Annotated in this window: 23 protein-coding genes and 2 pseudogenes; 14 read left to right on the top strand and 11 right to left on the bottom strand. The window is 72.2% G+C overall.

The features are described from left to right. Positions 1-93: 93 nt before the first annotated feature. Positions 94-1,038, bottom strand: coding sequence for a PDR/VanB family oxidoreductase (locus ACIA77_RS39845; RefSeq protein WP_395891322.1), 945 nt, complete (start codon positions 1,036-1,038; stop codon positions 94-96). A 172-nt stretch (positions 1,039-1,210) separates the two neighbouring features. On the opposite strand from ACIA77_RS39845, the gene ACIA77_RS39850 reads away from it, so the two are divergent. From ACIA77_RS39850 to ACIA77_RS39865, 4 genes are read left to right on the top strand one after another with little or no spacing between them, the layout of a single operon-like run. After that, positions 1,211-2,299: an amidohydrolase family protein gene (locus ACIA77_RS39850; RefSeq protein WP_395891323.1), complete on the top strand. Its 1,089-nt coding sequence runs from the start codon at positions 1,211-1,213 to the stop codon at positions 2,297-2,299. Next, a complete protein-coding gene (locus ACIA77_RS39855; protein WP_395891324.1) occupies positions 2,286-3,140 on the top strand; it encodes an alpha/beta fold hydrolase in 855 nt (284 codons plus the stop codon). Before ACIA77_RS39850 ends, ACIA77_RS39855 begins: the two co-directional genes overlap by 14 nt. After that, positions 3,140-3,478: a metal-sulfur cluster assembly factor gene (locus tag ACIA77_RS39860; protein WP_395891325.1), complete on the top strand. Its 339-nt coding sequence runs from the start codon at positions 3,140-3,142 to the stop codon at positions 3,476-3,478. Before ACIA77_RS39855 ends, ACIA77_RS39860 begins: the two co-directional genes overlap by 1 nt. Next, complete coding sequence (locus ACIA77_RS39865; protein WP_395891326.1) at positions 3,475-4,269, top strand: SDR family NAD(P)-dependent oxidoreductase; 795 nt, start codon at positions 3,475-3,477, stop codon at positions 4,267-4,269. The genes ACIA77_RS39860 and ACIA77_RS39865 overlap by 4 nt, the downstream gene beginning before the upstream one ends. A gap of 4 nt (positions 4,270-4,273) precedes the next feature. On the opposite strand, the gene ACIA77_RS39870 is transcribed toward ACIA77_RS39865, so the two are convergent. Beyond that, complete coding sequence (locus ACIA77_RS39870) at positions 4,274-4,462, bottom strand: hypothetical protein (RefSeq protein ID WP_395891327.1); 189 nt, start codon at positions 4,460-4,462, stop codon at positions 4,274-4,276. A gap of 78 nt (positions 4,463-4,540) precedes the next feature. Continuing rightward, positions 4,541-4,801, bottom strand: coding sequence for a hypothetical protein (locus ACIA77_RS39875; RefSeq protein WP_395891328.1), 261 nt, complete (start codon positions 4,799-4,801; stop codon positions 4,541-4,543). Between the two features lie 317 nt (positions 4,802-5,118). Between ACIA77_RS39875 and ACIA77_RS39880 the strand changes: the two genes are divergently transcribed. Beyond that, entirely contained in the window at positions 5,119-6,459 is a 1,341-nt protein-coding gene (locus tag ACIA77_RS39880) for an MFS transporter (protein ID WP_395891329.1), read from the top strand. Between the two features lie 58 nt (positions 6,460-6,517). Then, positions 6,518-7,285, top strand: a complete 768-nt coding sequence (locus ACIA77_RS39885; protein WP_395891330.1) for an SDR family NAD(P)-dependent oxidoreductase — start codon at positions 6,518-6,520, stop codon at positions 7,283-7,285. Positions 7,286-7,359: 74 nt separating this feature from the next. On the opposite strand, the gene ACIA77_RS39890 is transcribed toward ACIA77_RS39885, so the two are convergent. From ACIA77_RS39890 to ACIA77_RS39920, 7 genes are all read right to left on the bottom strand, one after another. Next, positions 7,360-8,316 (bottom strand): zinc-binding alcohol dehydrogenase family protein, encoded by a 957-nt coding sequence (locus ACIA77_RS39890; protein ID WP_395891331.1) that lies wholly within the window; start codon positions 8,314-8,316, stop codon positions 7,360-7,362. Next, positions 8,301-8,918 (bottom strand): hypothetical protein, encoded by a 618-nt coding sequence (locus ACIA77_RS39895; RefSeq protein ID WP_395891332.1) that lies wholly within the window; start codon positions 8,916-8,918, stop codon positions 8,301-8,303. Before ACIA77_RS39895 ends, ACIA77_RS39890 begins: the two co-directional genes overlap by 16 nt. Further along, positions 8,915-9,655 carry an enoyl-CoA hydratase/isomerase family protein gene (locus ACIA77_RS39900; RefSeq protein WP_395891333.1) on the bottom strand — a complete coding sequence of 247 codons (741 nt, stop codon included), beginning with the start codon at positions 9,653-9,655 and terminating at the stop codon, positions 8,915-8,917. The genes ACIA77_RS39895 and ACIA77_RS39900 overlap by 4 nt, the downstream gene beginning before the upstream one ends. 28 nt (positions 9,656-9,683) lie before the next feature. Then, positions 9,684-10,940 (bottom strand): cytochrome P450, encoded by a 1,257-nt coding sequence (locus ACIA77_RS39905; RefSeq protein WP_395891334.1) that lies wholly within the window; start codon positions 10,938-10,940, stop codon positions 9,684-9,686. Then, the gene (locus ACIA77_RS39910; protein WP_395891335.1) at positions 10,937-11,842 is read right to left on the bottom strand and encodes a sugar phosphate isomerase/epimerase family protein; all 906 of its coding nucleotides are present in this window, start codon (positions 11,840-11,842) and stop codon (positions 10,937-10,939) included. The genes ACIA77_RS39905 and ACIA77_RS39910 overlap by 4 nt, the downstream gene beginning before the upstream one ends. Positions 11,843-11,964: 122 nt before the next feature. Further along, complete coding sequence (locus ACIA77_RS39915; protein WP_395891336.1) at positions 11,965-13,332, bottom strand: alpha/beta fold hydrolase; 1,368 nt, start codon at positions 13,330-13,332, stop codon at positions 11,965-11,967. 117 nt (positions 13,333-13,449) lie between these two features. Further along, positions 13,450-13,752: a hypothetical protein gene (locus ACIA77_RS39920; RefSeq protein WP_395891337.1), complete on the bottom strand. Its 303-nt coding sequence runs from the start codon at positions 13,750-13,752 to the stop codon at positions 13,450-13,452. 163 nt (positions 13,753-13,915) lie between these two features. On the opposite strand from ACIA77_RS39920, the gene ACIA77_RS39925 reads away from it, so the two are divergent. Both ACIA77_RS39925 and ACIA77_RS39930 read left to right on the top strand, forming a co-directional pair. Continuing rightward, positions 13,916-14,410, top strand: a complete 495-nt coding sequence (locus ACIA77_RS39925) for a flavin reductase family protein (protein WP_395891338.1) — start codon at positions 13,916-13,918, stop codon at positions 14,408-14,410. Between the two features lie 4 nt (positions 14,411-14,414). Then, positions 14,415-15,125 (top strand): annotated as a pseudogene (locus tag ACIA77_RS39930) (HpcH/HpaI aldolase/citrate lyase family protein). A 108-nt stretch (positions 15,126-15,233) separates the two neighbouring features. Here the strand turns inward: ACIA77_RS39930 and ACIA77_RS39935 are convergent. Further along, positions 15,234-15,401, bottom strand: coding sequence for a hypothetical protein (locus ACIA77_RS39935; protein ID WP_395891339.1), 168 nt, complete (start codon positions 15,399-15,401; stop codon positions 15,234-15,236). A gap of 176 nt (positions 15,402-15,577) precedes the next feature. Between ACIA77_RS39935 and ACIA77_RS39940 the strand changes: the two genes are divergently transcribed. The 6 genes and pseudogenes from ACIA77_RS39940 (at position 15,578) to ACIA77_RS39965 (ending at position 20,068) form a co-directional block, all read left to right on the top strand. Continuing rightward, a complete protein-coding gene (locus ACIA77_RS39940; RefSeq protein ID WP_395891416.1) occupies positions 15,578-16,108 on the top strand; it encodes an IclR family transcriptional regulator in 531 nt (176 codons plus the stop codon). Between the two features lie 243 nt (positions 16,109-16,351). Further along, a complete protein-coding gene (locus ACIA77_RS39945) occupies positions 16,352-17,422 on the top strand; it encodes an LLM class flavin-dependent oxidoreductase (protein WP_395891340.1) in 1,071 nt (356 codons plus the stop codon). Then, positions 17,419-18,711: pseudogene (locus ACIA77_RS39950) on the top strand (carboxylesterase family protein). The gene ACIA77_RS39945 and the pseudogene ACIA77_RS39950 overlap by 4 nt, the downstream one beginning before the upstream one ends. 324 nt (positions 18,712-19,035) lie before the next feature. Then, complete coding sequence (locus ACIA77_RS39955) at positions 19,036-19,287, top strand: hypothetical protein (RefSeq protein WP_395891341.1); 252 nt, start codon at positions 19,036-19,038, stop codon at positions 19,285-19,287. 67 nt (positions 19,288-19,354) lie between these two features. Then, a complete protein-coding gene (locus ACIA77_RS39960) occupies positions 19,355-19,696 on the top strand; it encodes a hypothetical protein (protein ID WP_395891342.1) in 342 nt (113 codons plus the stop codon). A gap of 15 nt (positions 19,697-19,711) precedes the next feature. Further along, on the top strand, positions 19,712-20,068 hold the full coding sequence (locus tag ACIA77_RS39965) for a hypothetical protein (RefSeq protein ID WP_395891343.1): 357 nt from the start codon (positions 19,712-19,714) through the stop codon (positions 20,066-20,068). Positions 20,069-20,234: the final 166 nt, after the last annotated feature.

A 20,234-nucleotide genomic window follows, 5' to 3' on the forward strand; every position in this document is an offset into this window, starting at 1 on the left:
CTGTGGGCCATGCTCCGCGACAACGCCAACTACCACGCCTCACCCCCGATCCCAGCAGCAGCGTGACTTGACAATCCCCATTGGGAAGTCCTTTCAGAGATCCAGCACCAGGCGCGGGCAGGCTGCGCGGGACACGCAGACCATCATCACGTCGCCGGCTTCGCGTTCCTCGGCGCTGAGCACCGCGTCGCGGTGGTCGACGGCACCGGAGAGCACGGGCGTTTCGCAGCTTCCGCAGGTGCCTTCGGTGCACGAGGACAGCACCTGGTAGCCGTGTTCGGTCAGCACGTCGAGGAGCGAACGATCGGCCGGGACGGTGAGCACGGCGCCGTCGCCGGCGAGCTCGACCTCGAACTCGGTCCCTTCGGCGAACGCCGCTTCCGCCGGAGTGAAGCGTTCGAAGTGGACGGTGCCGGTCGCCCAGTGGCCGGTCCGCGCGAGGACCGCGTCGAGCAGGCCGGCGGGCCCGCACACGTAGGCGATTTCGCCCGGCGCCGGGTCGGCGAACAGGGTGTCGACGTCGGGCAGGCCGTCGGTGTCGTCGCGGTGCACCCGGACGCGTGGCCCGTAGCGGGTGACCAGCTCGTCGGCGAGCGCGAGGCTCGCGTGCGAGCGTCCGCAGTAGGTCAGGCTCCACTGCGCGCCGCGGTCCTCGGCTTCGGCGAGCATCGGCAGGATCGGGGTGATCCCGATACCACCGGCCAGAAACCGGTAGCGCGGGGCCGGCGTGAGCGGGAAGTGGTTGCGCGGACCGCGGGCGCCGAGCACGGTCCCGTCTTTCACGTCGTCGTGGATGCGGCGCGAACCACCGCGGCCGTGGGCTTCGCGCAGGACCATGACCGTCCAGTCCGGGCTCCCGGTCGATCCGCACAGGCTGTACTGGCGGATCGTGCCGTCGTCGAGGACGAGGTCGATGTGCGCGCCCGGCGTCCACGACGGCAGTGCGGCGCCGTCGGCTCGGCCCAGCACGAGCCGGACCACGTTTTCGGTCACCTGCTGGCGTTCCTTGACGACCACGGCGATGTCGTCCTCGTGCATGAGTTCTCCCCGGGGGCTTCGGCGGATGCCCGGGTCACGCTAGGTGCGCCGGACGGCGACGGGTGCCGCCGGGAAAAGGAATTCCTGAGGCCGGAACCTGCCGGATCGCTGCGTGTGCCGCCGCGTTCCGCGGTCGTAGTGTCGGTGCACCAGCGCAACAATGGAGGGCCAGATGATCGACGGCATTCCCGTGATCGACGCGGTCGTGCACCCCTACAACCTCACCGAGGAGAACTTCCGCACGCCGCACGCGCGGCCGATCACGGACCTCGTGTCGGGCGGCAACCGCGCGGTCGCGCCCGAGGGGTACCGGCTGCCCAAGGAGGGCTACGAACGCGACTGGCGCGTCGAAGAAGTCGCGAACATGTCCTTCGTGGAGAGCTACGCCGACCTCGCCGTCTACCACGTGGTGCCGATCCGCGCGTTCCACGACGGGATCTGCTCGGTGGAGAAGGGTCTGGAAGCGCAGGAGCGCTGGCCCGACCGGTTCCTTTTCTACGTCGGCGTCGATCCGTTGGAGGGCGCGAAAGCCGTCGAAGACCTGGAACGGCAGGTGGAGCAGTTCCACGACCCCGTCGGGCTCAAGCTGTACCCGAACAGCTGGCTCGGCTCCGAGGTCAGCGGCTGGCTCATGGACGATCCGGAGGTCGCGTTCCCGCTGTTCGAACGCGCCCGGCGGCTGGGGATCAAGACCGTCGCCGTGCACAAGGCGATCCCGCTCGGCCCGGTCGAGCTGAAGCACTACCGGGTCGACGACATCGACCGCGCCGCGATGGCGTTCCCCGACCTGAACTTCGAGGTGGTGCACGGCGGGATGGCGTTCCTGGAGGAAACCGCGTGGCAGCTGGCCCGCTTCCGCAACGTGTGGGTGAACCTGGAAACCACGGCCACCATGCTGACCAACCGCCCCGGCGCCTTCGAACGAGCCCTGGCCACGCTGCTCGCTCATGGGGGTGATCGGGCGCTGAGCCAGATCTTCTGGGGCACCGGCTGCATGGTGTCGCACCCGCGCCCGCACCTGGAGCACTTCGTCCGTGACCTCGCGTTCTCCGCGGAATGGACCGAGCGGTTCGGGCTCGCGGAGATGACGGAGGAGAACAAGCGCAAGATCCTGGCCGAGAACTACGCGCGGTTGCACGGCATCGACCTCGCGGCGCGCCTGGCCGCCGTCAAGGGCGACGAGTTCGCGCTGCGGCGCCCGGACGGCACCGAGCCGCCCGCGCCGTACTCGACGACGGCGGTCGGCGATGTCGCGTACTGACCCGGCCCGTCCGTGGTCCGACCGGTTCGTCGACGTCGGCGGCATCCGCACGCACTACCTCGAAGCCGGTGACGGCCCGCGGGTGCTGGTGCTGCTGCACTCCGGCGAGTTCGGCGCGTCGGCCGAGCTGTGCTGGGAGCACAACATCGGCGCGCTGGCCGAGCACTTCCGCGTCGTGGCCCCCGACTGGCTCGGCTTCGGTGAGACGGACAAGATCCACGACTTCGTGTCCAAATCGGACCGGATGGTCCGGCACCTCGCCGCGTTCCTCCGGACGCTGGCGATCGACGAGGCGTACTTCGCCGGTGCCTCGATGGGCGCGACCCGCCTTGTGCAGGAGGCCGCGCGGGAGGAGCCACGGTTGCCGATCGCGGCGATGGTGCTGGTGTCCGGCGGCGGATTCGTGCCCGACAACGAGGACCGGCGCGCGTTGCTGGCCTACGACGGCACCACCGAGGGCATGCGCCGGATCCTGCGCGCGTGCCTGGCCGACGAGAAATGGGCCGCCGACGACGAGTACGTGGCCCGCCGCGTCGCCTCGAGCCTGGTTCCCGGCGCCTGGGAAGCCGCCGCGGCGGCCCGGCTCAAGGCCCCGAACATCCCGCCGCGCAGCGACTTCGGCCAGTCCGACCCGACGCCGTACGAACGGGTGAAGGTGCCGACGCTGGCACTGGCGGGGGCGAAGGACCGCCTTCGCGAGCCTGGCTACCACCGGGCACTGGAGCGCATCCCCGGGTCCCGGGTCGTCGTGTTCGACGACGCGGGGCACCTGCTCAACATCGAACGCGCGGACGAGTTCACCGAGCTCACCGTCGATTTCCTGCGAGATCTGGAGCAGTGATGATCACTGAGAACGAGGTGCGGGCGGCCCTGCGCACGGTCGCCGATCCCTGTGCGATCGCCACGGGCGTGCCCGTGGACGTCGTGGCCATGGGCCTGGTGGCGAAGGTGACCTTAGACGGGGCCGACGTCACCGTCGTCCTGCAGCTGACCAGTCCGTTCTGCATGCAGGTCGGGCTGATGAGCGAGCAGCTGACCATCGCGCTGCGCCGGCTGCCGGGCGTGGGCGAGGTGACGATCGAGGTCGACCACTCGGCCGAGTGGCTGCCGGAACTGATGGAACCCGCCGCGACCGCCGCGCTGCGGACGGTCCGGCCGCTGCCGGTGGTCGCCCGGTGACCGGGCCGGACCCCGACGTCGAGGCCGTGCCCGACTACGCGGCGAAGGCGCGCCTCGACGGGCGGGTGGTGGCCGTGCTGGGGGCGGGCGCCGGCATGGGCCGCCAGAGCGCCCACGCGCTCGCGCAGCTCGGCGCCCGGGTCGCCTGCGTCGACCGCGAGGGCGAGCTGGCGGCGAAGGTCGCGGCCGAGGTCGGCGGCACCGCCGTGGAAGCCGACGTGACCCGGCGGGCCGAAGTGGAACGGGTGCTGCGGGAGGCGAGCCGGCTCGGCCCGGTGACGGGTCTCGTCGACATCGTGGGCGTCGCCCTGCTCGGGCCGCTCTTCGACGCCGACGACGAACGCTGGGACCGCCAGTTCGACCTCGTGGTGCGGCACGCGTTCCTGGCCCTGCAGGTCTTCGGCCGCTCCTTCGCTGCGACCGGTGGCGGCAGCATGGTCTTCGTCGGCTCGATCTCGGGACACACCCACGCGGGCGGGGAAACCGTGTACGGCGCGGCGAAAGCGGCGCTGCACCGGCTCGTGGAGTCGGCCGGCCGCGAGCTGGGCCCGCGCGGTGTCCGCGCGAACGTCGTCGCGCCCGGCTTCACCCGGACTCCGCGCCTGGACGCGATGCTGAGCGAACAGCAGTGGCGTCAGGTCGGCGCCGGGATTCCGCGCGGGTTCGCGGGCGTTCCGGCGGAGATCGCGAGCGTGGTCGCGTTCCTGCTCGCCGAGTCCTCGTCGTACGTGAACGGTCAGGTCCTGACCGTGGACGGCGGGATGAGCGGCTCGATCCCGGTTCCGTTCTGAGGCCTCAGGCGCGTGGTTGCCGCACCGACGCGAGGAACGCTCCTCCGTCGTTGCGGTACTCCACGTGCTCGACGTAGTGGCCCGCGCCGGGCAACCGGCTGTAGGTGACCCCCATGCGATCGGGAAGCCACGACTCCCACGCCGGCGGCACCGGCAGCTGCGCCTTCACCGCGGCCAAGTCGTCGACCAGCACACCGATGTGGTGGAACGCGATCGCGAACCCGTCCTGCGGCAGGGGTTCGCGGAAGACGCCGACCAGACCTTCGAGCGGCTACATCAGCTCCACCACCAGCTCCCGGCCGGTGCTGAAGGCGCAGTCCAGTTTGGCCGGCCCCTGCTGCCCTTCGGCGGTGACGTCCATCGACGGGGAGAAGCGCGTGAACCCGTCGAAGCCGAGCTGTGCCGTGAACGTCTCGATCGCCTTGTCCAGGTCGGTCGTCACGTACCCGAGCTTGTACAGGCCCAGTCCGGACGCGGCCGGGGCCACTGCGGAGTACTCGGCGGGGAACACGGAGGCGGGAAGTGCTGCCACGGGGTCAACTCCTTGGCGTCGCGGTGAGCCGGGTCGTCCGACGGTAGGGCGCGGCGCGCGGGGGCGTCCACGGTGTGCGGCCGCGTTCCGTCCTCGGGAACCCGCGCTGTCCTCCGGTGAGCGTGATCCGGTTCCGGACGGCGGAATCCGGCCGCCCGTTCGGCGAGCCCGGTGCCGCGGCGCCTTACGTTTCCAGCTGACCCGATCCCCGGCGGACACTCCGTCCGGGGCGGGTGCGCCAGCTCAAAGACGAGAAGTGAGGCGTCCTCATGTCCACTCAGGACCGAAACGATCTCCCCGCCGCAAGAGCCCGCACCGTGTCGCCGCCCGAGGAGGTCCGCCGGGTGGCGGTGTCGTCGTTCATCGGCAACGCGATCGAGTTCTACGACTTCATCCTGTTCTCCTCCGCGGCCGCGCTGATCTTCGGCCGGTTGTTCTTCAGCGACCTCGCTCCCGCGCTCGGGACGATCGTGTCGTTCGCGACGCTGGCCACCGGTTACGTGGCGCGGCCGCTGGGTGGGATCGTGCTCGGGTACGTCGGCGACCGGGTCGGGCGCAAGACCGTCTTGCTGGCCACGATGATCACGATGGGACTGGCCAGCGGGCTCATCGGCCTGCTGCCGACCTACGCCCACATCGGTGCCGCGGCACCGATCCTGCTCGTCGTCCTGCGGCTGGTGCAAGGGTTCGCCGTCGGCGGGGAGTGGGGTGGCGCGGCCCTGCTGGCCGCCGAACACGCGCCACCGGAGCGCCGGGGCTGGATCACCGCGCTCGGTCAGGCCGGGCTGCCCGCGGGCGGGTTGCTGTCGACGATCGCGATGGCGCTGGTGGCGCTGCTGCCGCAGGAGCAGCTGTTCTCGTGGGGCTGGCGGATCCCGTTCCTGATCAGCTTCGCCCTCCTCGGCGTCGGGCTCTACGTTCGGCTGCACGTGGCCGAGAGCCCGCTGTTCGAAGAGCTGGCTGCCGAACAGCGCCAGCGGAGGCGCCCGTTGCGCCACATCGCCCGGCGGCCCTGGCCGCTGGTGCGGGGCGCGATCACCGCGGTGCCGCCGATCTCGATCTCCTCGCTGTTCGGGAGTTTCGCCGTGTCCTACGCCGTCGGCATCGGCTTCAGCCGCGCCACGGTGCTGTGGGCGCTCGGCGTGGCGTGGGTGGGCGCGATCGTCATGACACCGGTGTACGGCCGGCTGTCCGACCGGGTGGGACGGCGTCCGGTGTACCTCGGCGGCGCGATCGGGTTGGCCGTGGCGGTGTTCCCGTTGTTCTGGATGATCAACTCCGGCTCGGCCGTCCTGCTGTTCATCGCGATGTTCCTCGCCTTCACGCTGATCTCGGTCGCGATGTCGGCCGCGCTGGCCGCGGTGCTGGCCGAGATGTTCCCGACCGAGTCCCGCTACACCGCGGTGTCGGTCGCCTACCAGGCCGCCGGCCTCGGCGCCGGGTTCGTGCCGCTGATCGCGGGCAGCTTGCTCGCCGCCGGCGGCGGTGGCCGCAACATCGGGCTCGTGTGCGCCTTCACGATCGCCGTCGCGGTGGTCGCCGCGGTGATCGTCCTCTTCGGACGGGAGTCGCGGGGCGTGGACCTGCGCGACGCCGGAGCGGCAGGCGGCACCCGCCCGGAAACTCCGGTGGCACAGGGCATCGCCGCCGAGAGGTAGCCGAAAACACCACCACGGGCACGCTGCCGGAGGTGGTTCGACGAAAGGAGCGGAGTCCGTGCGAGGACTTGCCGACAAAGTCGTGATCGTGGCCGGCGGGGCGTCCGGGATCGGCGCCGCCACCGCGCACCGGCTGGCGGAGGAAGGTGCGACGGTGCTGGTCGGTGACGTCAACGCCGCCGGCGCGGCACAGGTCGCGGGCAGCATCCGCGAAAGCGGTGGCCAGGCCGCAGCTCACACCTTCGACATCGCCGACGACGACTCGTGCGCCGCGCTGATCGCGGCCGCCCTCGACTCGTTCGGCGGCGTCGACGGCCTGTTCAACGTCGCCGCCGACCTCTCCCGGAACACCCTCGGCCGCGACACCGACCTGGTCGGTGTTCCCCTGGACGTGTGGCGCCGCAGTCTCGAGGTCAACCTCACCGGCTACTTCCTGACCGCGCGCCACGCCGTCCCCGCCATGCTCGCCCGCGGTGGCGGCGCGATCGTCAACACGATCTCCGGTCTCGTGCTGCACGGTGACCGCTCCCGGGTCGCCTACGGTTCGTCGAAGTCCGGTGTCGTGGCGTTGAGCAAGCACATCGCCACCCGGTGGGGCAAGGAGAACATCCGCTGCAACGTCGTCGCGCCCGGCATGGTCATGACCGACAACAACAAGGCGATGAACTCCGAGGAGTATCGCAAGACGGTCTTCGAGATGCTGCGCTCGCCGCGCTTCGGCAAGCCCGAGGACATCGCCGCCGCGGTCACCTTCCTGCTGTCCGAAGACGGCGAGTGGATCAACGGCCAGGTGCTGCCGGTCAACGGAGGCACCGGCCTGCGCTGACGCGGCGGTGACAGCGGCTGCCGGCTCGGGAACTCCGAGCCGGCAGCTGTTCGCCGGGTCGGGTGTTCGCCGCGTCAGGGGACGAGCAGCACCCGTCCGCCCGGCGCGTGGCCCGACAGCGCCGTGGGCGCCAGAGCGAGCGGGTGCAAGCGCGGTTCGGCGACCGCGAGAGCGCCGCTGCGCAGCAGGCCGAACAGCTCGGCGAGCGCGCGTTCGGAGCGCTCGCGGTCGGCGACGTGGTCCATGAGCCAGAACCCGGTCACGGTCCGGGAGCCCACGATCAGCGACCTCGGGTCGACGGTCGCGGGGACCCCGGACGCGGTGCCGTAGGTCACCAGCCGTCCGCGCGGTGCGAGCGCGGCGAGCGCGGCTTCGAGCACGGGACCGCCCGCGGAGTCCAGGACCGTGCCGATCGGGCCGCCGGCGGCGGCGAGCAAGCGATCCGTGAACCCTTCGGGGGCCGGGTCGACGACGGCGGACACCTCGGGTTCGATGCGGTCGCGAGCGGCGGGGGAGGACGCCGTCGCGACGACGGTCCGGTACCCGCGCGCACGCACCAGCCGGAGCAGGACCGTGCCGACCGCGCCCGAGGCGCCGACGACCAGCAGCGGCTCGTCACGCGCTTCTGCTGGTAGGAGGTCGAGCAGGAACCACGCGGTCAGCCCGGGCACGAACGCCGCCAGCGCGACGTCGAGGGAGATGTCGTCGGGCACCGCGTGGACGAGCTCGACCGGCGCGGTGGCGTAGTGCGCGTAGCCACCGTTGCGGCACAGCGCGACCACGCGCGCGCCGGATTCGTCGTCGACGCCGGCGACCTCGCCGCCCGGGATGAACGGCAGGGGATCGATCCGGCCGGTGAAGTGGTTGACGCCGGTGGCGCACCAGCGCTCGTCCGCGTAGTTGACCGCGCTGCGCGAGACGCGGACGAGCCGTTCTCCGGGCCCGGCCACCGGCCGGGGCACCCGCGTGATCCGGAGCGCGGCGAGGCCACCGTGGTGATCGATGACGGCAGCGCTCATCGGGTCGGCCATGGGACCCCTTCCGCGCGGACGCCGAGGAATACTTCCCGCCGCAGTCCTTCTCGCAGCGGGAGGCGTCCGGCGCCGACCGCTTGTTCGACCGAGACGAGGCTCTGGCGAGGTTTACGCGCGAGGCCGCAGGCCCAGGCCGGAATCGGGCCGCGGAGGTCCGGGCCGGTGACCACCCCGTCGGCGAGGCCGATGCGGCCGGCTTCGTCTGTCATGGCTTCCTTATCCGGGCGGACGGTGAGGACGTCGAGAAAGAATTGCTGTTCGTGCTGCAGTCCTTCCTGGAGTGGAAGGCCTTCGGCGGCTGGGAGCGCTTGTTTGATCGCGACGAGGCTTCGGCGAGGTTTGCGGGCGTGGCTGCCGGCCCGGGCCATGAGCTGGCCGCGGAGGTCTGGCCGTCGAGGCTCATCGGCGAGGCCGATCCGGGCGGACGCCGAGGACGTCGAGGAACAGCTGCTGCTCGTGCTGCAGTCCTTCCTGGAGTGGAAGGCCTTCGGCGGCTGGGAGCGCTTGTTTGATCGCGACGAGGCTTCGGCGAGGTTTACGGGCGTGGTCGCCGGCCCAGGCCGGGACCTGGCCGCGAAAGCCTGGCCGTCGAGGCTCATCGGCGAGGCCGATCCGGGCGGACGCCGAGGACGTCGAGGAACAGTTCCTGTTCACGCTGCAGTCCTTCTTGGAGCGGCAGCCGTCCGGCGGCGAGGAGCGCTTGTTTGATCGCGACCAGGCTCCGGCGAGGTTTGCGGGCGAGCGTGGCGGCCCGGGCCAGGACCTGGCCGCGGAGGTCCGGGCCGGTGAGCACCTCGTCGGCGAGGCCGATCCGGGCGGCTTCGCCGGCGTCGACGGGGCGCCCGGTCATGATCATGCGGGCGGCGCGGCCGGGGCCGATGAGCCGGGGCAGGCGCTGGGTGGCGCCCGCCCCGGGCATCGCCGCGCGGTCGATCTCGTGTTGCTGGAACACGGCACCGGGCCCGGCCAGCCGGAAGGTGCAGGCCAGCGCGAGCTCGTGGCCGCCGCCCCGGGCCGGGCCCTCGATGGCCGCGATGACGGGCTGCGGCAGGTCCTCGATCGCGAGGAGCGTCGTGAGCCACTCGGTCATGACCTCGGCGGGCAGTTCCCCGCTGCGTACGGCCGCGATCTCGGCTGGCTCGGCGTGGCCGAGGAACCGGCCTTCCTCGGCACACCCCAGAATCACGACCGACACCGTTTCGTCCGCGCCCACTTCGGCCAGTACGGTCCGCAGTGCGCGCAGGTCGGCGAAGCGCAGGTCGTGCGCAGGTGGCCGGGCGAACCGGATCGAAGTGACCGCGCCTTCGCGGTGCAGGTGCCAGTGCGTGGTGCTCATCCGGCTCCCCTCCGTCCACTGTGTACGGTCAGTGCTCCCATTCGAGGTCGAGCCGCTCCAGGCCGGGCGTCAGCAGGTTCGGCAGCCACCGCTCCGGTGGCCGGTCGGCGGCCAGCCGCAGGCCCGGGAGCCGCTCGATGAGCGTTTCGAGCGCGACCTTCGCCTCCAACCGGGCCAGGGGCGCGCCGAGGCAGGTGTGGATGCCGCGGCCGAAGGCGAAGTGGCGGTTGACGCCTGCCCGGTGGATGTCGAGCTCGTCCGGCTGCTCGAACACACGTGGGTCCCGTTGCGCGGCCGCGTAGTGGACGTAGAGGTCGGCTCCCGCCGGCAGGTCGATCCCGCCGAGCCGCACGGGTTTCGTCGTGGTGCGGGTGACACCGTGCACGGACGTGACGTGCCGCAGCGTCTCCTCGACCGTTCGCTTGACCAGCGAACGGTCCGCCAGGACCTGCTGCCATTGCTCGGGGTGCCGCACCAGGTCGCGGACCATGAGCGGGATGAAGTGCGCCGTGGTGGTCGAACCGGCGCTGAGGACGGTGCCGATCATCGTGACCGTCTCCGCGGTGCTCAGCGCCGGGTGGCCGTTGTCGGACGTCGCGTGCACCAACGCGGAAGCGAGGTCGTCGCGGGGACGAGCACGGCGTTCTTCGACGAACTCGCGCAACCACGAGCTCATCTCGACGACACGGGCGCCGAGTGCGGCGCGTTCCGCGTCGTCGAGGTGCGGCGCACCCCGCTGGAGCAGGACGCGGTCCACGCCCCACTGGTGGAACGCCGGCGCCTTCTCCAGCGGCGCTCCGACCAGCCGCGTGATGACCTGCACCGGGAGCCGGTCGGCGAAATCGGCCACGAGATCACAGCGACCGGCGCCGGCCACTTCGTCGATCAGCGCGTGGCACAGGGCTCGGATCTCGTCCTCGCGCGCGTTGATCAGCTTGGGGGTGAACGCCTTCTGCGCCAGCGTCCGCAACCGCGTGTGCGCCGGCGGGTCCAGCGACACCAGCACCTCGTCCGGCGGCCCGTCGGGGAAGGCGTCCGCCAGTTCGGGGCCGAGCTGGGCGAGCCGGATCACCTTGCGCGAGGAGTACGTCGCGGCATCCCGCAGAACCGCCACGACGTCGTCGTAGCGGGTGACGCACCACATGTCGTGCCCGGGCAGGTAGAAGACCGGACGCTGTTCCTGCGCGGCGTGCAGCCACGGGAACGGGTTCGCCGACTGCTCGGCGTCCAACGGGTCGAAGGTCTTCCCGTGCACGACCGGGCAGAGCTGCTCCGCGGTGGTCACGCCGGCGCACCGTGGCGCTGCTCGAGGATCTTCAGCGCCTCGGCCCACGATTCGTCGAACGCCTTCTTGGCCTCGCGCAGGAACTGCTCGTGCGGGAGCTTCCAGTAGGAGTCGGGGTAATCGTTGCCGTAGGTGCCGTCGTCGGAGAACACCTCCAGCTCCCAGTAGCCGGTGTAGCCCTGCTCGATGAGTGTCGCGATCATCGCCGGCGCCGCCGCGCGGCCGCGGCCGGGGTACTCGCGGTCGAACCCGCCACGCTCGTCGACCTTCGCGTCGCACACCTGGACGCTGTTGATCCGCGAACCGTACTTCCGCAGGCGGTTCTGCAGGTCGGGTTCGCACCAGCTGTGGAAGACGTCGAGCAGGATGCCGACGTTCGGGCGGTTCACCTCGTCGACCACCGCCACGGCCTGGGGCAGGTCGGCCAGCGCCGAGCCGCGCCGCTTGGCGAGCAGTTCGAGCCCGATCTGAAGTCCGTGCGCGGCGGCCGCGTCGGCGATGCGCGGCAGCATCCGCACGATGTCCTCGACCGGTCCGATCGGCTCGTCGGCCTTGCCCGACGTGCCCGGTGCGACGGCGATGACCTGTGGCCGGAACGGCGCGAGCCGCTCGACGGACGCGCAGATCAGGTCCGCGCGCCGAGACACATCGGTCGGCAAACCCGGGCGCTCGAACGGGATCGACAGGATCGAGTGCATCGCCGGCACGGCGAACGAGGTGCCCAGGCCGTGCTCGTCCAGGGCCGCGAGGATGCGCTCGTCGTCCCCGTCGGCGAATTTGCCCTCCCACACCCCGACCGCGGCGCCGCCGACGCGGGCGACCTGCTCGATGTCGTCGAAGATCGTGTTGTGCGGGGTCGAATACGAGTTGACCGCGAACCGCGGTTCCGGAACTGCGACCACTGGAACTTCTCCTCAGCGATGGGGAAACCAAACCTGGTTTCACGTTAGGGGCCGGCGAAGCGCCGACGCCCGCCTCGGCCGGCTGATTCCGCCAGGGAGAACCGGGAGGGAGGCGGGCCGGCTCAGGCGCGGGCTTCGCTCACGGGATCAGCCAGCCGGTGGAGCGCCTCGGCGAGTTCCCGCGGGCACGACAGGAACGGTGAGTGGTCCGAGTCGAGTGCCACGACCTCGTCGCACCCACCGCTGCGGTGCATCGCCCGCTGAGCCGCCAGGGGAATCGCGGCGTCCTGCAGCGCTGCGACGTAGGCGCGCCGGACCGAGCCGAACCCGCTCGGCGTCACCGAGATCGGCTGAGCGCCGATGGCCAAGCTTTCCTGGCCCAGCCGGCCGGCCGCAGCGGCGGCGTCGTCGGCTGTGCACGACCCGAACAGCACGTCCTGCGCGTGCTCGACCGGCATCGTGTAAACGCCCGCTTCGACATCCAGGCTCTGGTACCGCGCGGCCAGCGAGGGCCGGAACTCCTCCAGTGCCGCCAGGTCACGAAGCGTCTGCCCGTTTCCCGGCACGAACGCGCAGACGTACACCAGCCGCGCGATCCGTTCGGGCACCAGCTCGGCCACCTGGGTGACCGTGAGCCCGCCCATGCTGTGCCCGACCAGCACCACGGGCCGGTCGGCGGCCTCGACGCGCTCCCGCACCACCGCGACGCAATCGTCGAGCGTCACCGCGGCCGTCGAGTTGCCGTCGCGGCCGGGTAGGTCCACCGCCTCCACCGCGTGTCCCGACGCCTCGAGCAGCGGGACGATCTTCTCCCAGCACCAAGCTCCGTGCCAGGCTCCGTGCACCAGCACGAAATGCGCTCCGGGATTCGCCACGTTTCCTCCTTGAACCGTGAGAGCGGGCGGGTGCGAAGCTAACGCCGGCCGCGCGGAAAGGCCCGGGCCGGCCCGCCCGGTTCCGGAGAGAGGAATCGACCGGAAGATCGAGTCGACCCGTCCGCATCGCCGACTCTCCGCCACCGGCCCGGCGACCTGCAGTTCCTTGGCGATCAGTTCCGTCGCCGCTGAAGTGATCTCGATGTGTTCGGCGCGGGAGCCGCCGCTGGTGGTGCGGCAGTCGACCGTCAGGTGGGTGGCGCCGGCGGCGCGGATCCGGGCTGCCTTGCGGCGCAGGGTCGTGTCGTCGTCGGCGGGGGTGAGGGTGAGGATCGCTTGGACGCCGATCGTCGCGGGGTCGCGGGATTCGGGGTCGGCGTGGTGGCGCAGGGCGGCCGTGGCGGGGGCGAGGTGTCCGGGGAGCAGCGGGGGTGCGGTGATCCAGCCGTCGCCCAGGGAGACGATGCGGTGGCGCACGCGGGCGCGGGTTTCCTCGGTCTGGCCGAGGCCGCCGCCGAGCCACACCGGGGTCGGGGCGGGCGGCAGCGGGCGGATGCCGACCTCGTCGCGGCCGCGGGGTAGCGGCCCGTGAACGAGGCGACCGGGCGGGACCACAGCAGCCGCAGGACCGCGATCTGCTCCTCGAGCCGCGCGCGTCGAAGCGGGCGCCGAAGGCCTCGAACTCCACGGCGTGCCAGCCGGCGCCGACACCCAGGCGCACGCCTCCGCGGCTCAGGAAGCGAGTTCGGCGGTTTGCTTGGCCACCACTGCGGTCTGGCGCTGGGGCAGGACCACCACGCTGGGCACGAGTTCCCAAGTGGTCAGTGCCGAGACGTGTCCCAGGTGGACGAACACCTCGCGGAGCGGGTCGGCCGCGGGGTAGTGGCCCGTCCAGCCGGGGCGGTGGGTGGTGTCGGCGCCGAGGACGTGGTCGGCGAGGGTGAGGTACTCGTAGCCGGCGACCAGCGCCCGCCGGTCGCCCGCGGCCGCGTGGGGGAGGGCCACGCCGAGGCGGATCGGCGGTGGTGCGGGCATGACGGACCTCCCGGGGAGAACTGGTCGTGAGGGGAGCGCGGGCCATGGCCGGTGGTCGTGGCAACGCGTCGTTTCCGCGGTGTGGAAGCACTTCGTCGACAGAACGCGGGCCGGCGTCGGAAGCTATCGAGCACCACGACCGCGATCCCCGAGGTGGTTGATCATGACTCAGGCGCCGATCCACCAAGAGCTCCGCCGAGCGTTCTCCGCGTTCCCCTCCGGCGTGACGGCGGTGTGCGCGCTCGTCGACGGCGAACCCGCCGGTCTGGCCGCGAGCTCGTTCACGTCCGTGTCCCTCGACCCGCCGCTGGTGAGCGTCGCGTTCGGGGCGCGGTCGCGGACGTGGGCCCGGCTGCGCGAGGTCCCGCGCCTCGGCGTCAGCGTCCTGGCCGAAGAGCACGCCGACTACTGTCGCGTGCTCGCCGGGCCCGGCGACCGCTTCGCCGGCGCCGACTGGACCGCCACCGCCGAGGGCGCCGTGCACATCGGCGGCAGCGCGCTCGCGCTCACGTGCTCGATCGCCGGCCTCACCACGGCCGGTGACCACGAGGTCGCGTTCCTGCGCGTGGACGACGTCCACGGCCAGGCCACGGTCGAGCCGCTCCTGTTCCACGGCAGCAAGTTCCGCCGGGTCATCGACCGCGTCGTCGAACGCTGAGCCGATGGCGCACGACGAGCTCCGGCACGCCCGGACCTTCCTGTTCGTCCCGGGACACCGACCGGACCGCTTCGCGAAGGCCGGGGCGGACGTCGTGGTCGTGGACCTGGAGGACGCGGTCGGTCTGGAGCAGAAGGTTGCAGCGCGCGAGCACGCCCGGACGTGGCTGAGCGATTGCAACCGGGCGGTGGTGCGGGTCAACTCGCCCGGAACGCGTTGGTGAGACGAGGATCTGCGCGCGACCCGGCGGCACGCGGTGGCCGTCATCGTGCCGAAAGCGGAAGGCGCGGCGGCGTTGCCGCACGACGTGCCGGTGCTGCCAGTCCTGGAGACCGCGGCGGCAATCGCCGGCGCGAGGGCGTTGTGCGCGCACCCGGCGGTCGTCCGGCCGGTGTTCGGCAGCGTCGACCTCGCCGCGCAGCTCGGCGTCGACCACCGCTCGCACGAGGCGCTCCGGCACGCGCGCTCGGCCGTCGTGCCGGCCGCGGCCGGCTGCGCCGGCCCGGTCGAGGGCGTGACGATCGCGCTGGCCGACGAAGCCGCGCCGGTCGCGGACCTTGACCACGCCGTGCGGCTGGGGTTCACCGGCAAGCTGTGTCTCCACCCGCGACTGGTCGAGCCGGCCGACCGGCGCTTGCGCCCGGCGGCGGACGAGGCCGAGTGGGCGCGCGCCGGGCCGGCGGCGGGGCGCGGCCGGCCCGGTGACTGTCCATGAAGGACAGTTGATCGACCGCCCGGTCCTGGTTCGCGCCCGGGCCGTGCTCGCGCGCAGCGAGCCCGGGCGGTAGCGGCAGAACGGCCGCGTGGCCGTTCTGCCGGCTCATCACCGAGCGCGGTGCGCGAGCTCCTTCAGGAACGCCTCGGCCGCCGCCCGGCCCGACGCCGGGTTCTGGCCCGTGACGAGGTTGCCGTCGACGACGACGTACGAATTCCAAGCCGGGCCCGACAGTACTCGGCGCCGACCGCTCGCAGCCGCTTCTCCAGCAGCCACGGCGCGTTCTGCGCCAGCCCGACCTGCTGAGGCCAAGGTCGTGGCTTCGCTGTGCCACGGTCCGGCGTCGTTCTTCGCCGCCGGCGACCCCGGCGGCCGGCTGTTCAAGGGGCGCGAGCTCACCGCGTTCACCGACGCGGAGGAAGAGGCTGGGTGACAAGATCTGGCGCTTGGGCGTGTCGTCGTCCTGGGAGCGCGACCTGCGCCGGGCCGCGCTGCCGTTCGCCAACGACCTCGCCGCGCGCACCGGCGCCGCGGTCGCGATCAGCACGATGATCGGCGACCGGCTGATCTGCATCGACACGATCCGCGGCAAGCTCGACAGCATCGACCTCGCGCACGCGGGCGACGAGATCCCGCTGTTCGCCACCAGCGCGGGCAAGCTGCTGATGTCCACTGTGGACAAGTCGGCGCTGGCTGAAGCCCTCCGCACGCGCCTCGAGCGACGCACGCCGTACACGCAGGTGGTGCCGCGGCTCGTGCTGGCGCAGCTGGAGGCCGCGCGGCAGGCCGGGTTCGCCGTGTCGCGCTCGGAGAGCGCCGCGGGGCAGTCGTCGTTGTCCGTGCCGGTGGCGACGGGCATCGACCGCACGCCCATGGCCCTGACCGTGCTGGCCCCCGCGACCGACGTCAACCTCCCGCGCCTGGTCCCGACTCTGCGCCAGTACGCGTCGTCGATCTCCCGGTCGATCGCCGAGACCGACTGACGCGGGACTTCTCGTCCCTGACCCCGTAGTCGCGCCCCGTGGATCGCGAGGGGTGTCTTGACGTCGTTCTTCGCCGCCAGAGCGCACACCTGCCGGCGACTTCCACGTCCGGGGCGCTGAAGCCGGCGTCGGAAGCCACGCCGGGCTTCCGCGCGGCGGAAAGGTCCGGTCGACTGCACCCGCCTCCAGGCGCCACAGTGATCGGACACCCACCGGCACGCGAAGAAGCGGAAAGGTCGTCGCATGGCTCTGGAATTCGGGATCTTCGATTCGTTCGACCTCGCCCACGGGGGCGTGGGCGAGCTGCTCGACGGCCGGCTGAGGTTCGCGCAGGAGGTCGAACGGCTGGGCTTCGCGCACTACCACGTGACCGAGCACCACGGCACGCCGCTGTCGGTGTGCCCGTCGCCCAACCTGTTCGTCGCGGCGCTGAGCCGGCTGACGGACACGATGCGGCTCGGCACGCTCGTGAACGTGCTGCCGGCCTACGAACCGTTCCGGCTGGCGGAGGAGATCGCCACGCTGGACCAGCTCACCCACGGCCGCCTGAACTTCGGCGTCGGGCCGGGCATCAGCCCGCTGGAACTCGGCATCCTCGGCGTGCGCGGCGACCAGGCGCGCGAGCTCTACCAGGAGACGCTCACCGCGGTCACGAACGCGCTCAAGACCGGCCGGATGATCCACCAGGGCACCTTGCTGCGTGACTACGACGCGGCGCTGCCGGTGGCACCGGTCCAGACCCCGTACCCGCAGCTGTGGTACGCCTCGGGCAGCGCGATCACCGCCGAGTGGGCCGCCGCGAACGGCATCAACTTCGTCACCCGCTGGGAAGGTGGCGCGGTCGTGGAGGTCGGGACGAAGTTCTGGGCCGCGTGGGACAAGCACCAGAGCGACGACGACCGCCTCAACCCGATCGCCGGGCCGCCGCGCTTCGGCATCTCCGGCCCGGTCGTCGTGGCGGGCAGCCAGGCCGAGGCCGACGACGTCTTCGGCCGCGCCAACGAGCTGCACGAACAGCGCCTGCTGCACCTGTGGCACGAGCACGACGACCACCGGCTCGACGGGGTGTTCGGCACACGGCGCGTGCTGGAGAAGGGTAACGGCATCGTCGGCACCGCCGACTCCGTGCGCGACGAGATCGTGGCGCAGGTGGAGGCCTCCGGCGTGAACTACCTCGAGCTGAAGATCATCTTCGGGGACCTCGGCGTCGACGACGCCATCGCGACCGCGCGGACGATGACCGAGCACGTCGCGCCGGCCGCCCGCGCGGCCGCGGACAAGGCGGCTCGCCGGCTCGGCCTGCCCGTCGCATGACGGCCCGGCGGGTGCCCGTCGAGTCGGGCGAGCTGGCAGGTGCGACCGCGGACGGCGTCGTCGCGTTCCTCGGCGTGCCGTACGCCGCGCCGCCGGCGCGGTTCCGCCCGCCGGAGCCGCCGCCGCGGTGGCGGGGCGTCCGGCCGGCCGTGCGGTTCGGCCCGGCGGCACCGCAGCCGGGGAGCCTCCGGGCGCGCCTGGTCCTCGGACCGTCGGCGCCGCCGGGACGCGACTGCCTGGTGCTCAACGTGTGGGCACCCGAGGGCGCCCGCCCGGCCGCGCTGCCGGTGCTCGTGTGGCTGCACGGCGGCGGGTTCACCAACGGCTCGGGCGACGTGCCCGCGCTGCGCGGCGCGACGCTGGCGAAAGACGCGGAAGCCGTCGTCGTGACGGTCAACTACCGGCTCGGCGCGTTCGGCTTCGCCTGGCACCCCGAGCTGACGGGTGACCACGCGAACCCCGGCCTGCTCGACCAGCGGGCGGCGCTGGAGTAGGTGGGCCGCAACATCGCCGCGTTCGGCGGAGACCCCGGCCGCGTCACGCTGGCCGGCGACTCGGCGGGCGCGATGAGCGCGGCGATCCAGTCCGTGCTGCCGGGCGCGCGGGAGCGGATGTCCGCACTGGCGCTGCACAGCGGACTGCCCCGGCTCACCGGACCCGACGAGGCCGCCGAAGCCGTGGAGCGCCTGGCCGCGGAGCTGGGCGTGCCGGTGCCCGGGCTGGCCGACGTGCGCGGCGACGCGCTGATCACTTCACCCCGCTTCGGTCCGGTCGCCGCGGGGGAGCTGGCGGACGGCCTGCCCTCACCCAGCGCGCTGCCGACCCTGCTCGCCACGACCGCCGACGAGGGCACGTTCTTCCTGGTCGACGAACGTGCCCCGCGGGAATTCACCGCGGCCGAAGCGACCGCGCTGGCGAAGGCCTTGCTCCTCGGAGACGCCCCGGCTGTGGCGACGCGTCAGGCAGTGACCGCGGCGGTGACCACCGCGCTGTTCGACGAACCCGCCGACCGGTGGGCCGCCGCGGCGGCCGGTCCGGTGTGGCGCACGCGCTACGGCCGTCCGTCGACGCTGTGGGCCGGCTGGCTCGGCGCGACCCACACGCTCGACGTGCCGGTGCTGTTCGGCACCCACCGCAGCCCCGCGCCGGTCCGGCTCTTCGACGGCGACGAGGGGATCGACGAGGTCTCCGCCCGCTTGCGCCGCGACTTCCGCTCGTTCCTGCACCGAGGGGCCGCCGACTGGCCACAGTGGACGGAAACGAACCCCGTTACGCGAAAAGTGTCCTGAATGAACCTGCCCTTGACCGGCGTCACCGTGGTCTCCAGGGCAGCACCGGACCGCTGACGTTCGGCACCGTCGCCCACGAGATCAGCCGGCGGGGCCGGGTGGTCCTCGACGAGGAACAGGACCTCGTCTACTGTGCGGCCACCGCGGCGGGGCCCGGCGCGCCCGAATCCACCGAGGTCGTGCTGCCGGGCATCGAGGACCGCCGGACCGTGGTCGGCCCGGTGCTGTTGTTCCGCTATTCGCCGCTCGCCTGCAACGGCCACCGCATCCACCACGACCGGGACGCGCCGAATTCCTCGGTGCCCGGTGGGAAACGAGCACGCCGTGACCGAACAGGTCGAGCGCACCGAAGTCCTCCCGGCCCTCGCCGGCCGCCTCGCGACCGCCCGGGGCCCGCTCGACGGCCTCCGCACGGCGTGGCTCCTGCTGAGCGCACTGCTGATCGTCGCGGGGCTGCTCACCATCGCGTTCATCCGCCCGGCTCGCGACGCGACCCGCGTCGAAGCGCGGCTGGCCGCCGGCCGGGCACCCCGGTCGCGGTGGAGTGAGGAGGTTTCAGCGCGGTGGACTCTCTGACTTTGCTGACCCAAGTCAGACAGCGTAGCTTGGAGAAGCAAAGTCAGTGAGTCCTGGGAGGGACCCGATGTCCGAATTGCTCGACCTCGTCCTGGCAGCGCACGGTGGTGCCGACCGCTGGCGGCAGGTGCGGCAGCTGTGTGCCGACGTGTCGGTGGGCGGGAGTTCCTGGCCCAGTGACGGCGTGCTGGCCGCGACGGTGGCCACTGTGGACACCCGCGAGCAGCGCGTGTCGTGGGAACCGTTCGGCGAGCCGGGCCGGCGGGGGCGGTTCACGCCGGAGCGGGTGGAGATCCTCGCCGCCGACGGCGCCGTCGTCGGCGGTCGAGACGATCCGCGGGCGTCGTTCGCCGGGTTCACCCCCGAAACGCCGTGGGACCGGCTGCACAAGCTGTACTTCTCGGGGTAGGCGTTCTGGAACTACGTGACCACGCCGTTCCTGCTTGCTCGCGAAGGCGTGCAGGCCACGGAAATCGGGCCCTGGCACCAGGACGGCGAGACCTGGCGGCGCCTCGCCGTCCGGTTCCCGGCGGACCTCGCCACCCACAACACCGACCAGACCTTTTACTACGGCCCTGATTTCCTTCTGCGCCGCCACGACTACGCCGGCGACGTCCTCGGCGGCTTCACCACCGCCCACTACACGGCGGACCACCGCACGTTCGACGGTTTCGTCTTCCCGACCCGCCGCTGGGTCGTTCCCCGCCTCCCCGACGGCTCGACGCTGCCCGGACCCGTTGTGGTCTCCCTCGGCATCCGGTCCATCGCGGTGACCGGATGACGGGCCCGGCGGTGTCGTGGGCCTCGGGCCCGGCTTTCGCCGACGACGTGGTCCTGGCGGCCTCCGTCCTGCGGGCACCCGTTCACGGCCGTCGCGCGGTGGCGGCCATCATGGCGGCCGCCGGAGTACTACAGCCGGCTGGCCTTCATCCGCGAGAGCACCGACG

Source organism: Amycolatopsis sp. NPDC051903 (assembly GCF_044452505.1).
Lineage (GTDB): Bacteria > Actinomycetota > Actinomycetes > Mycobacteriales > Pseudonocardiaceae > Amycolatopsis.

Excerpts from the sequence above, each read along its gene's own strand:
- ACIA77_RS39845 (WP_395891322.1), bottom strand. The coding sequence starts at position 1,038 with ATGCACGAGGACGACATCGCCGTGGTCGTCAAGGAACGCCAGCAGGTG.
- ACIA77_RS39850 (WP_395891323.1), top strand. The coding sequence starts at position 1,211 with ATGATCGACGGCATTCCCGTGATCGACGCGGTCGTGCACCCCTACAAC.
- ACIA77_RS39855 (WP_395891324.1), top strand. The coding sequence starts at position 2,286 with ATGTCGCGTACTGACCCGGCCCGTCCGTGGTCCGACCGGTTCGTCGAC.
- ACIA77_RS39860 (WP_395891325.1), top strand. The coding sequence starts at position 3,140 with ATGATCACTGAGAACGAGGTGCGGGCGGCCCTGCGCACGGTCGCCGAT.
- ACIA77_RS39890 (WP_395891331.1), bottom strand. The coding sequence starts at position 8,316 with ATGGCCGACCCGATGAGCGCTGCCGTCATCGATCACCACGGTGGCCTC.
- ACIA77_RS39895 (WP_395891332.1), bottom strand. The coding sequence starts at position 8,918 with ATGAGCCTCGACGGCCAGGCTTTCGCGGCCAGGTCCCGGCCTGGGCCG.
- ACIA77_RS39900 (WP_395891333.1), bottom strand. The coding sequence starts at position 9,655 with ATGAGCACCACGCACTGGCACCTGCACCGCGAAGGCGCGGTCACTTCG.
- ACIA77_RS39920 (WP_395891337.1), bottom strand. The coding sequence starts at position 13,752 with ATGCCCGCACCACCGCCGATCCGCCTCGGCGTGGCCCTCCCCCACGCG.
- ACIA77_RS39925 (WP_395891338.1), top strand. The coding sequence starts at position 13,916 with ATGACTCAGGCGCCGATCCACCAAGAGCTCCGCCGAGCGTTCTCCGCG.
- ACIA77_RS39945 (WP_395891340.1), top strand. The coding sequence starts at position 16,352 with ATGGCTCTGGAATTCGGGATCTTCGATTCGTTCGACCTCGCCCACGGG.
- ACIA77_RS39960 (WP_395891342.1), top strand. The coding sequence starts at position 19,355 with ATGTCCGAATTGCTCGACCTCGTCCTGGCAGCGCACGGTGGTGCCGAC.